General features: G+C 45.1%; 9 protein-coding genes. 5 read left to right on the top strand and 4 right to left on the bottom strand.

Annotated features, from left to right (window positions below; all coding sequences use genetic code 11):
• Window positions 1-325: 325 nt before the first annotated feature.
• Window positions 326-2161, top strand: coding sequence for a S8 family serine peptidase (locus HUJ19_RS10640; protein ID WP_290624181.1), 1836 nt, complete (start codon window positions 326-328; stop codon window positions 2159-2161).
• A gap of 280 nt (window positions 2162-2441) precedes the next feature.
• Here the strand turns inward: HUJ19_RS10640 and HUJ19_RS10635 are convergent, their stop codons facing one another.
• Window positions 2442-3989 (bottom strand): AbgT family transporter, encoded by a 1548-nt coding sequence (locus HUJ19_RS10635; RefSeq protein ID WP_290624180.1) that lies wholly within the window; start codon window positions 3987-3989, stop codon window positions 2442-2444.
• Window positions 3990-4166: 177 nt separating this feature from the next.
• On the opposite strand from HUJ19_RS10635, the gene HUJ19_RS10630 reads away from it, so the two are divergent.
• A complete protein-coding gene (locus HUJ19_RS10630) occupies window positions 4167-4988 on the top strand; it encodes a zinc-dependent peptidase (protein ID WP_290624179.1) in 822 nt (273 codons plus the stop codon).
• Window positions 4989-5209: 221 nt separating this feature from the next.
• Window positions 5210-5764 carry a hypothetical protein gene (locus HUJ19_RS10625; protein ID WP_290624178.1) on the top strand — a complete coding sequence of 185 codons (555 nt, stop codon included), beginning with the start codon at window positions 5210-5212 and terminating at the stop codon, window positions 5762-5764.
• 52 nt (window positions 5765-5816) lie between these two features.
• Here HUJ19_RS10625 and HUJ19_RS10620 read toward each other — a convergent pair whose 3' ends face one another.
• Window positions 5817-7004 carry an NAD(P)/FAD-dependent oxidoreductase gene (locus HUJ19_RS10620; protein ID WP_290624177.1) on the bottom strand — a complete coding sequence of 396 codons (1188 nt, stop codon included), beginning with the start codon at window positions 7002-7004 and terminating at the stop codon, window positions 5817-5819.
• A gap of 127 nt (window positions 7005-7131) precedes the next feature.
• On the opposite strand from HUJ19_RS10620, the gene HUJ19_RS10615 reads away from it, so the two are divergent.
• Together HUJ19_RS10615 and HUJ19_RS10610 are read left to right on the top strand one after the other, a co-directional pair.
• Window positions 7132-8016 (top strand): EamA family transporter, encoded by an 885-nt coding sequence (locus HUJ19_RS10615; protein WP_290624176.1) that lies wholly within the window; start codon window positions 7132-7134, stop codon window positions 8014-8016.
• A gap of 9 nt (window positions 8017-8025) precedes the next feature.
• Window positions 8026-8478 (top strand): OsmC family protein, encoded by a 453-nt coding sequence (locus HUJ19_RS10610; RefSeq protein ID WP_290624175.1) that lies wholly within the window; start codon window positions 8026-8028, stop codon window positions 8476-8478.
• Between the two features lie 102 nt (window positions 8479-8580).
• Here the strand turns inward: HUJ19_RS10610 and HUJ19_RS10605 are convergent, their stop codons facing one another.
• Together HUJ19_RS10605 and HUJ19_RS10600 are read right to left on the bottom strand one after the other, a co-directional pair.
• The gene (locus tag HUJ19_RS10605; protein ID WP_290624174.1) at window positions 8581-9942 is read right to left on the bottom strand and encodes a class II fumarate hydratase; all 1362 of its coding nucleotides are present in this window, start codon (window positions 9940-9942) and stop codon (window positions 8581-8583) included.
• Between the two features lie 91 nt (window positions 9943-10033).
• Window positions 10034-10261: a SlyX family protein gene (locus HUJ19_RS10600; protein ID WP_290624173.1), complete on the bottom strand. Its 228-nt coding sequence runs from the start codon at window positions 10259-10261 to the stop codon at window positions 10034-10036.
• Window positions 10262-10268 lie beyond the last annotated feature (7 nt).

The following is a 10268-nucleotide window of genomic DNA, read 5'->3' as shown; positions in this document are numbered from 1 at the left end:
ATCAATTAAAACAATGGGTTAAAGACGAAATGGGCTAGTTATCTGGATCAGCCCCTAAATTTTTCTTATCAATGAAAGAGTAAAGTTAGGTACACATAATGGACTTTGCTCAACAATTGAACAAAGCCTTTCTTGTATTATTCAAATATACATCTGTGATCAGTGTATTGTATCAAATTGTACAAATGTGACAAATGTCTCATTTTTTGAGTGATGGATACATTTCACCATTAGTTTTATTGTTGCGAACAGCTCAATCAGATAAAGTCTAGTTGTCCAGTATTTATATGGATAACTAATAAATAACACTAAGGGGTATTGTAACATGAAATTAAACCAAGTAGTCGCAGGTGTCCTGCTAGCTACGGGCGTAACCGGCGCATATGCTGGTGAGTTCAAAGCAGCAGCTCAACCTGAAAAAGCCATCAAAGGACAATACATTGTTGTTCTCAAGGACGATGCAGTGGCTGCTAACATGGGATTATTCTCAAGCAATGCTAATCAACAAGCCATTGCTATGGTAAGCGACAACCTGAGCCGTAAATATCAAGCTCAAGTTCAGCGTACCTTTACTAAAGCCGTAAAAGGCGGTGTATTCAACATGTCTGAGAAAGCTGCACAAAAGCTTGCTCAAGACCCTAACGTGCTTCTAGTTGAAGAAGACCAGATCGTTAGCATCAATGCTACTCAAAACAATGCCACATGGGGTATTGACCGAGTTGACCAACGTGACTTGCCGCTAAGCGGCTCCTACACTTACAACACCACTGCCAGTAACGTAAACGCATACATCATTGATACCGGCATCCTGAATTCGCACAGTGAGTTTGGTGGTCGTTCAGTCAGCGGTATTGATACGGTAGATAATGACAGCGACGCTACCGACTGTAATGGTCACGGTACGCACGTTGCCGGTACGGTAGGTGGTTCTACTTACGGTGTTGCCAAAAGCGTTAACTTAATTGGTGTTCGCGTATTGAACTGTCAAGGTAGCGGCACAAACTCTGGCGTTGTTGCTGGGATCGACTGGGTTGCTAACAACCACGTTAAACCAGCTGTTGCTAACATGAGTTTAGGCGGTGGCGCTTCTTCTGCTACAGATAATGCTGTTGCAAACCTTGTTGCTTCAGGTGTAACGGTTGTCGTTGCTGCGGGTAACGATAACAGCGATGCTTGTAACTACTCACCAGCTCGTGAGCCAAGCGCAATCACTGTAGGTTCTACGGCTTCAAACGATTCTCGCTCAAGCTTCTCAAACTACGGCTCATGTTTGGATATCTATGCCCCAGGTTCTAGCATCACTTCAGCGTGGCATGATGGCGGTACTAACACCATCAGCGGTACCTCAATGGCTTCTCCACACGTAGCCGGTGTTGCTGCTCTATACTTAGCTGACAATCCTTCCGCGACCCCAAGTCAGGTTGATTCAGCTATCGAAGGCGCTGCAACCACAGGTAAAGTAACTGACGCTAAAACTGGTTCGCCTAACTTGTTGTTGTACAGCTTGTTTGATAGCTCGACACCTCCACCAAGTAATACTCTTGAGAACGGTGTTTCAGTAACTTTCTCAGGTGCTTCTGGTTCAGAAACAGACTTCACTTTCGAAGTTCCTTCTGATGCTACAAGCGTCAGTTTCGATATGTCTGGTGGTTCGGGTGATGCTGACTTATACGTCAAGTTCGGTAGCGCACCAACTACTTCTAGCTATGACTGTCGTCCATACAAAAATGGTAACACCGAGTCTTGTAACTTCACAGCACAAACTGGTACTTACTATGTAATGGTTCGTGGTTACACTAGCTACTCAAATGTAAACCTTGTGGCAACACATGATGGCGGTGGCACCAATCCACCACCGGCAGGCGGCAGTGCAACCGTAACTGATATATCAGCCTCAACCGGCACATGGAAACATTACTACATTGATATTCCTGCCGGCATGAGCAGCCTGGATGTTCAAATCAGTGGTGGTACAGGTGATGCAGACTTGTATGTTCGTAAAGGTGCGCAACCAACATCTTCAACCTATGATTGCCGTCCATATAAGACTGGTAACAACGAGAGCTGCTCTTTCTCTAACCCGGGCGAAGATCGCTGGTACATCAGCCTATATGCTTACGATGCTTACTCAGGTGTAACCTTACAGGTTGATTGGCAATAAAAACAACTCATTTTAATGAGCTAATAAAGATGCCGCCCGATGGGCGGCATCTTTTTCTTTAGGTAATAAAAAGGCAAGCAAAACTATAGTTGTGTGATGTCTAACCAACATGCTCAAAAGGCTTACTCTCTCAATGAGCTTATGAGTTACCCTCCCAAGAGCTACAAGTCTGCATTTATCGACTTCTATGGATCTACCTAAGGCAGAACTTTTCCTCCAAGGATTTTCTTTAGTAAAGAACATCAACTGGACTCTAATATTTTTATCAACTTACTAGCAACTATCCAGCCGGATAAATATAACTGGCCTGCAACCCTAGCGGAATACCAATCCACCAGTAAGCTAACAGAAATAAGCTCCAGCCAATCAGGAAGGCTACCGAGAAAGGAAGCATCATGGCAACTAATGTACCAATACCTGTCCCTTTAACGTATTTCTGACAGTAAACCACAACCAGTGGGAAGTACGGCATTAATGGTGTGATGATATTCGAGCTTGAGTCACCGACACGATAGGCTGCCTGGGTTAAGTCAGGAGAGATCCCTAGTTGCATCAACATTGGTACAAAAATTGGTGCTAATAATGCCCATTTTGCGGAAGCAGAACCAACAAACAAATTCACGAAGGCGGTTAAGAAAATAATACCGACGATAGTGATCGCACTTGGCAGAGCCATAGCTTTCAGTACCTGCGCACCTTCGATAGCCAGTAATGCGCCAAGGTTTGATTGTGAGAATGCTGCAATGAACAGGGCACAGAAGAAAGCCATTACGATGTAGTAAGCCATGCCGTGCATTGCTTTACTCATGGCATCAATCATGTCTTTAGTGGTTTTAAAGGTGCCTGCTGTGAAACCGTAAACTGCACCCGGAACCCAGAATAATAAGAAGATCAAAGGGACGATGGACTTCATCAACGGAGCCTGGAAGGAAGTCAATGAGCCATCGTGACGCAGTGAAGAGTCAGTGCCTAAAGATGCATAAATAAGTACGCCAATACCAACCAGCATTACCAAAGTAGAAATCACAAATGCCTTTTTCTCTTTGCCCGTAATTTCATGGAACTCTGGCAAATCATCCGTATCACCATCAACCGGCGTCTTTTGCAAACGTGGCTCAACGATACGGGCGGTAATAAACCAACCCAGAAGTATAATAAATAGACTCGAAATACCGGTAAAGAACCAGTTATTCAAAGGGTTAACTGACATGCCTGGCTCAATAATATGAGCCGCAGATTGGGTAAAGCTTTGCAGTAAAGGGTCAATACCTGATGGAATAAAGTTAGCACTGAAACCACCGCTGACGCCGGCAAATGCAGCCGCTATGCCAGCCAATGGATGACGTCCCATCGCATAATAAATCACACCGGCCAATGGAATAACCAGTACATACCCTGCATCGGTTGCCGTGTGACTGACAATAGCAATTAAAATGATGGTCGGCGTCAATAAGAACTGTGGTGTTCTTTTGAGCATTAATTTAATACCCGTATTGATATAGCCAGAATGCTCAGCGACTCCAACACCCAACATTGCCACCAATACAACCCCAAGTGGCGCAAAGCTGGTGAAGGTCACCACCATGTTAGACAGGAAACTGGCTAACGAATCACCCGTTAAAAGATTGTTGACGATAATGGTTTCGCCAGTGCGTGGGTCAATCGCATCAAAACTGATCCCAGAAAGCAGCCATGAAAGCACCCAGATAATCAGCATCGCTGATAAGAAGATCATTGCCGGATCGGGCAGTTTATTACCGACTCGCTCGATCCCATTCAAAAAACGAGCAATAGCCCCAGTCGACGCAACCCCATTGTTATTATCCATCTCATTTCCTCAAATTAAGCCAAGTGCAAAGTTATACCTTATCTAGCAAGCCATATTCAAGCAAACTCAGGTCTTATCAGCCATTTAGAGCCCTCTATATGCTTGAAAAGTCTGCGTATGCTTGAAAATCAAACAACCACCCCAATCTTGATTAGACACAATCCATAATAACGACCTATGACCGCACTCTATATTGTCCTTACCATTTCTGCTTTTGCCATTATCTGGATTCTCAGTTCCAATTACCGTAAAAAACGTAAGAGACAACAGGTTGCCAGCCAACCATTCCCAAAAGAGTGGCGACAGATCCTACGCAACAACCTACCTTTCTTTTATAAGATGCCCGCTGACCTGCAGTTACAGCTCAAAAACAAGATGCAGATTTTTCTTGCTGAAAAAGACTTTGTCGGTCGTAAAGGCCAGGATATTACCGATGAAGTTAAAGTCACTATCGCCGCTCAGGCATGCATGTTACTGCTCAACCGTGCCACCGACTTCTATCCTTTCCTGAAAACGATTGTTGTTTACCCGGCCGCCTTTATTACTCGCCACAATCAATATGATGCATCAGGCATCCAAAGTAACGAGCCCAGAGTATTATTGGGGGAATCATGGAACCGTGGCCAGGTGGTACTGTCGTGGAGCGACTCTGCTAATGGTGGCGCAGACTTTGAAGACGGCCATAATCTGGTGATTCATGAGTTCGCACATCAGCTGGACGGCGAATCAGGCGTGACTAATGGGGCGCCACCACTTTCCAGCCAGCAAAACTATGATGAGTGGTCAAAAATCATGTCGCATGAATTTCAGGAGTTGAGGCGAAAGGCATCCATTGATGAAGACACCTTGCTGGATAAATACGGAGCCACCAATCCAGCGGAATTTTTCGCAGTAGCGACCGAAATCTTTTTTGAAAAGCCACAGGAGCTAAAAAACCTCCATTCGGGGCTTTATCAGCAGTTTCAGCAGTATTATTGCCTCGATCCAGCGGAATGGTAACCAGTCGTCACATTGGTAAATTTTTACCCAGCCTGATAGTACATTATTGCTATAATGATCCGCTGGACTGACAAGGTTCTGGTCCTGCCAGCGGTGCCCCAAATCCGCGACAGAACAGGCAGCAATCTTCATTCTCTTTTACTGCCTGCAACATTCCTATTTTTCAAACCACCTCCTTGCCAGATCGGTTCAACTTTCTTTTTATATCAGGGAGATATGCTATGAAAACCCGATCTCGAATGTACCAAGCTTTAACTCTAACTTGTTTATCCTCACTTTTGCTGGTAACACATGCCGCATCGGCAAGTGAGCAGAAACGTATTAAACAGGCGCGTTCAGCGGCACCGCCCTCGGTCAGTGCCGATGCAACCATTGTTGATGGTGATAAAGTGCTGGTGGAAGGCAACAATGGCTGGACCTGTATGCCCGACACTTTCCCCGGCGATAATGCCCCAATCTGCGTTGATGCTGTGTGGATGGAAATGATGCAGGCAATGGGCAAGAAAGAAGATTTCACAGCTGATGCAATTGGCATCTCTTACATGCTACAGGGCGATGAAGGTGCAGGCGTCAGCAACTCCAACCCTCATCATCACGATCATAAAAATGCGGAAGACTATGTGGAAACTGGGCCGCATCTCATGATCATTGTGCCGAAAGAAATGCTGGCAGGAATTACAGACGACCCATCGCAAGGTGGCCCTTATGTAATGTGGGCCGATACCCCTTATGCGCACATCATGGTTCCGGTAGAAGATCTTAAAGCCAGTAAATAAGCACGATAAAAATAGTCCACATGAATAGAGTTATTGATGTGGACTATTTTTTTTAGACATATTGTCCAGCTGCATAGCCGCTGGCCCAGGCCCATTGAAAGTTAAAGCCGCCTAAGTGGCCGGTTACGTCCAGCACTTCGCCAATAAAATAAAGTCCCTGTACTTTCTTTGCTTCAAAGGTTTTCGACGACACTTCATCGGTATCAACGCCACCCATGGTTACCTCTGCTGTGCGATAACCTTCGGTGCCAGTGGGTTTGAGCTGCCAGTTCTGTAATTGTTCGGCAATCGTATGCAAAGCCTCATTAGACAGTTCTGCCAATGGCTTTTGCCCATAATCAGCAAACCAAATTTCGCATAACCTATCAGCTAGCTTCTTAGTTAATTGCTCAGCTAATATCGTATTGATATGAGCTTTGGGTCTTTCCTGTTGAACCTGTTTTAAATGGTCATACAAATCCATATCAGGAAATAAATTGATTGAAATCGCATCGCCCGGCTGCCAATAAGACGAGATTTGCAAAATGGACGGGCCACTTAAGCCGCGGTGGGTGAACAGAATGTTTTCACGGAAAGATTGATCATTGCAGCTGACAAGCGCATCCGCTGATGTACCCGATAAGCCTTCAAACTGCTCCAACAGTTTTGGGGTCAGAGTAAAGGGCACCAGTGCAGCGTAAGTTGGGAAAAGTTTTAGACCAAATTGCTTGGCAATATCATAACCAAAACCGGTCGCGCCCATGGTTGGAATTGAAAGGCCACCGGTGGCAATCACTAATGACTGACAATGCCACTTGCCATGACTGCTCTGAATGATAAAGCCATCATCCACTTTATCCACCTGTGAAATGGAGCACTCAGTTCTGACCTCAACACCAGCCTGCGCACACTCGTCCAGCAACATATTCACAATATCTTTGGCTTTGTTATCACAAAACAACTGGCCCAGTTTTTTCTCGTGATAAGGAATACCATGTTTCTCGACCAGCGCAATAAAATCCCACTGCGTATAGCGGCTCAGTGCTGATTTGCAGAAATGGAGGTTATGAGACAAGTAGTTCGTAGGCTCGGTGTAGTAGTTGGTGAAGTTACAACGACCACCACCGGACATCAGGATTTTCTTGCCGACCTTATTCGCGTGATCAAGGATCGCCACCGAACGGCCGCGCTGGCCCGCCGTTATGCCACACATCAAGCCCGCAGCGCCTGCGCCGATGATTACCACGTCTTTCTTTTGCATTCCCCAGCCTTAAATAATCGAGCCTAATCAGCCCATAGAAAAAATCATGCGGCACAATTCTAGCATTTGTGGCATCATCCGACATTATTCTTCATCCTATAAGTATCCGCTCGTTATGGCTTTTATTATGAGCACCCCCGTACTTTACGCACTGTGCGTTCTGATCTGGGGAAGCACCTGGTTTGCAATCGAGTTTCAGCTCGGCGTTGTACCTCACGAATATTCATCTTTCTATCGCTTTGGGCTGGCGTCCTTATTACTATTCGCCTTCTGTTGGTTCAAGAAACTTCCCATGCGCTATGGCTTGCTGCAACATGCCTGGCTTGCCCTGATGGGCATCACCTTTTTCGGTCTGAATTATCTTCTGGTCTATGAAGCTCAGGAATATCTGACCTCTGCTATGGCTTCAGTCATATTCTCAGCAGTCTTAATCGTCAATATCTTCAATTCGTGGTTATTCTTCAAAACCAAAATCACCGCCCGCGTCATCATAGGCTCTGCGCTTGGTTTGATCGGTATGGTGATGATTTTCTGGAACGAACTGACTGACTTCACGCTGGAAAATGCCAAACTGTATGGCCTGGTCATTGCACTGCTTGGCGTTCTCTGCGCCTCCATCGGTAACATGGTTTCCGTACAAACCCAGAAATATGATATGCCGGTCATTCAGATGAACGCCTACGCCATGGGCTATGGCGCCCTGTTCACACTGATCGTTGGGCTGGCGCAAGGCAAAGCTTTGATCTACGACATGGCGCTGGGATACTCCCTTAGTTTAATCTACCTGTCGGTATTTGGTTCAGTACTGGCATTTGGTGCCTACCTGACCCTGCTTAGACGCATCGGCATCCATAAAGCGACTTACGCGGTGGTTTTATTCCCTGCCGTAGCATTAATTATTTCAACCTTCTTTGAAGACTTTGTCTGGACCTGGATTATCGCAACCGGCATTGTGCTGATTGGACTCGGTAATGTCTTTGTGATAAACCGACAGGACATCAAGAAAAAATAAGGAATCATCATGCTTCAAGACAGCGTACATAAAGCGACCATCACAAATAATTTTGAAGATGGACTATTCTGTACCATTAACGCAGATGGTCATCAATTGGTTGGCGATGAGCCTGAAGACCTCGGCGGGCACAACAAAGGCCCTGCTCCTTACCATTATCTGGCCACCGCTTTAGGCACCTGCACCGCCATGACTCTTAATATGTACGCCAGCCGTAAAGAGTGGCCGGTTGAACAAATCATAGTCGATGTGATTCACAAGAAGATAAAAGCCGAAGACTGCGAGGACTGTGAAACGGAAAAAGGTTTTGTCGATATACTAGAGCGTCAAATAAAAGTAACCGGTGATTTAGATCGTGAACAGCAAGAACGCATGCTTGAAATTGCCAACAAGTGTCCAGTTCATAGAACTCTGATGGGTGAACTAAAAATTCGTTCGAAACTGGTATGCAAAGTTAGTTAAAACGTTTGTACGGACAAGTCATGACTTGTCCCTATCTATTCTTATTTCATATACAGACCTAAGAGCGAGCTGCGTTCGCCCAAAATAATAAAAACTTCTCCCTTAAATTAAATTCTTCGGCGATAACAGCTTCTTCAATTGAGCTTCCGGTAAGTCCGTCATCTCTTTCGCCACATCCAAAATGGTTCGCTCTTCTTTTCTTGCTTTATAAACAATTTTTGAAGCATTCTCATAGCCGATCTCAGGCGCTAACGAAGTCACCAGAATAGCATTCTGATCGAGCTTATCGGTCAATGCTTTTTCATTGACTTCAAAGTGAGCAATAGTCTCTGACAGATGCTCTGCCGAAGTGGTTGCCAGATGCAATGACTGCAAGAGATTATAGGCAATTACTGGCAACATCACATTAAGCTGAAAATTACCGGACTGAGCACCGATGGTAATTGTCGTGTTATTGCCCATGATTTGCGCAGCAGCCATGGCCACTGCTTCAGGAATCACCGGATTAACCTTACCCGGCATAATGCTGCTACCCGGCTGAATGGCTTTGAGCTGTATTTCGCCTAAACCACTGACTGGCCCACTATTCATCCAGCGCAGATCATTGCTGATTTTCATTAGCGCAGTTGCCAGCGTATTGAGCACGCCCGATAAGGCCACACTGGCATCCTGACCTGCAATACTGGCAAAGGTGTTTTTACTTTTACTGAATGGCAATCCAGTGTGAGTTTTTAGTTTTCGCGCAAAAAGACTGCGGAATTTTTCTGAGCTGTTAATGCCAGTACCAATTGCTGTACCGCCTTGAGCCAGTTGCGCGATAGTAGGCACGATCTTTTGGCATGCATCAATACTGATTTGAATCTGATGCGCCCAGCCCGAAAGTTCCTGCTGCAGACTGAGTGGCATGGCATCCATTAAATGAGTGCGCCCAGTTTTAATCACTTTCTTGTGTAACTTTCCTTTATTCTCGATAGTTGATTTTAACGTCAATAGTGCCGGAGTAAGATCATGTATGAGAGCACGTGTTGCAGAAACAGATATAGCAGTAGGAATCACATCATTACTGCTCTGCCCCATATTAACGTCATCATTTGGATGAACTGTTACGCGGGAGTTTGATGCTAAATGCGCGACCACTTCATTCACATTCATGTTGGTGCTGGTACCGGAGCCTGTCTGGAAAACATCGAGTGGAAAATTCTGATGATTGACTAAATTATCTTTACGGATTTTTTTGATCGCTTTGGTAATCGCCTGGAATTTATTTTTGGGGAGAAGCCCTAGCTCATGATTAGTTTCTGCTGCGATCAGCTTGATATCTAAAATACTGTCGATAAATGCTAACGGCATTTTAAGGTCGCTGATGTTAAAGTTATCTAACGCGCGCTGAGTTTGTGCCGCATATAGGGCATCCTCCGCAACCTTAACTTCACCCATGCTGTCTTTTTCAATACGAAAACCCATGACTGCCTCACTGCTGCTATCCAATAATAACTACAAGGTAACAGGCAACGACCAAAGTATTCAACTCAAATTATGTTAGAGGTTTCAAAGACTAGTAGTGTGGAGGGATTTCATCAGCTGGATTAAAAGGCTTATCCGGTAGTTGTGAACGAATATCATCAATCTTCTCGCCCAGGCTCATGAAGCGACGCTCCAAAGCGCGGATAATGTCATCCTGCTTGGTCACCATTCTATTTAAATGCTCAATGGTATCTTCCTGAAAAGCCAACTTAGTTTGCAGCTCATGGATTTGTTCTTGTAATTCTTCAATGGAACTCATAATACAC

The sequence above is a fragment of the Kangiella sp. genome (assembly GCF_014762745.1).
In the GTDB taxonomy this organism is placed as follows: domain Bacteria; phylum Pseudomonadota; class Gammaproteobacteria; order Enterobacterales; family Kangiellaceae; genus Kangiella.
This window is presented reverse-complemented; position numbering and strand designations above follow the sequence as displayed.

Bases quoted from the DNA above. Each gene is read 5' to 3' on its own strand.
- HUJ19_RS10640 (WP_290624181.1), top strand. From the start codon at position 326: ATGAAATTAAACCAAGTAGTCGCAGGTGTCCTGCTAGCTACGGGCGTA.
- HUJ19_RS10635 (WP_290624180.1), bottom strand. From the start codon at position 3,989: ATGGATAATAACAATGGGGTTGCGTCGACTGGGGCTATTGCTCGTTTT.
- HUJ19_RS10630 (WP_290624179.1), top strand. From the start codon at position 4,167: ATGACCGCACTCTATATTGTCCTTACCATTTCTGCTTTTGCCATTATC.
- HUJ19_RS10625 (WP_290624178.1), top strand. From the start codon at position 5,210: ATGAAAACCCGATCTCGAATGTACCAAGCTTTAACTCTAACTTGTTTA.
- HUJ19_RS10620 (WP_290624177.1), bottom strand. From the start codon at position 7,004: ATGCAAAAGAAAGACGTGGTAATCATCGGCGCAGGCGCTGCGGGCTTG.
- HUJ19_RS10615 (WP_290624176.1), top strand. From the start codon at position 7,132: ATGAGCACCCCCGTACTTTACGCACTGTGCGTTCTGATCTGGGGAAGC.
- HUJ19_RS10610 (WP_290624175.1), top strand. From the start codon at position 8,026: ATGCTTCAAGACAGCGTACATAAAGCGACCATCACAAATAATTTTGAA.
- HUJ19_RS10605 (WP_290624174.1), bottom strand. From the start codon at position 9,942: ATGGGTTTTCGTATTGAAAAAGACAGCATGGGTGAAGTTAAGGTTGCG.
- HUJ19_RS10600 (WP_290624173.1), bottom strand. From the start codon at position 10,261: ATGAGTTCCATTGAAGAATTACAAGAACAAATCCATGAGCTGCAAACT.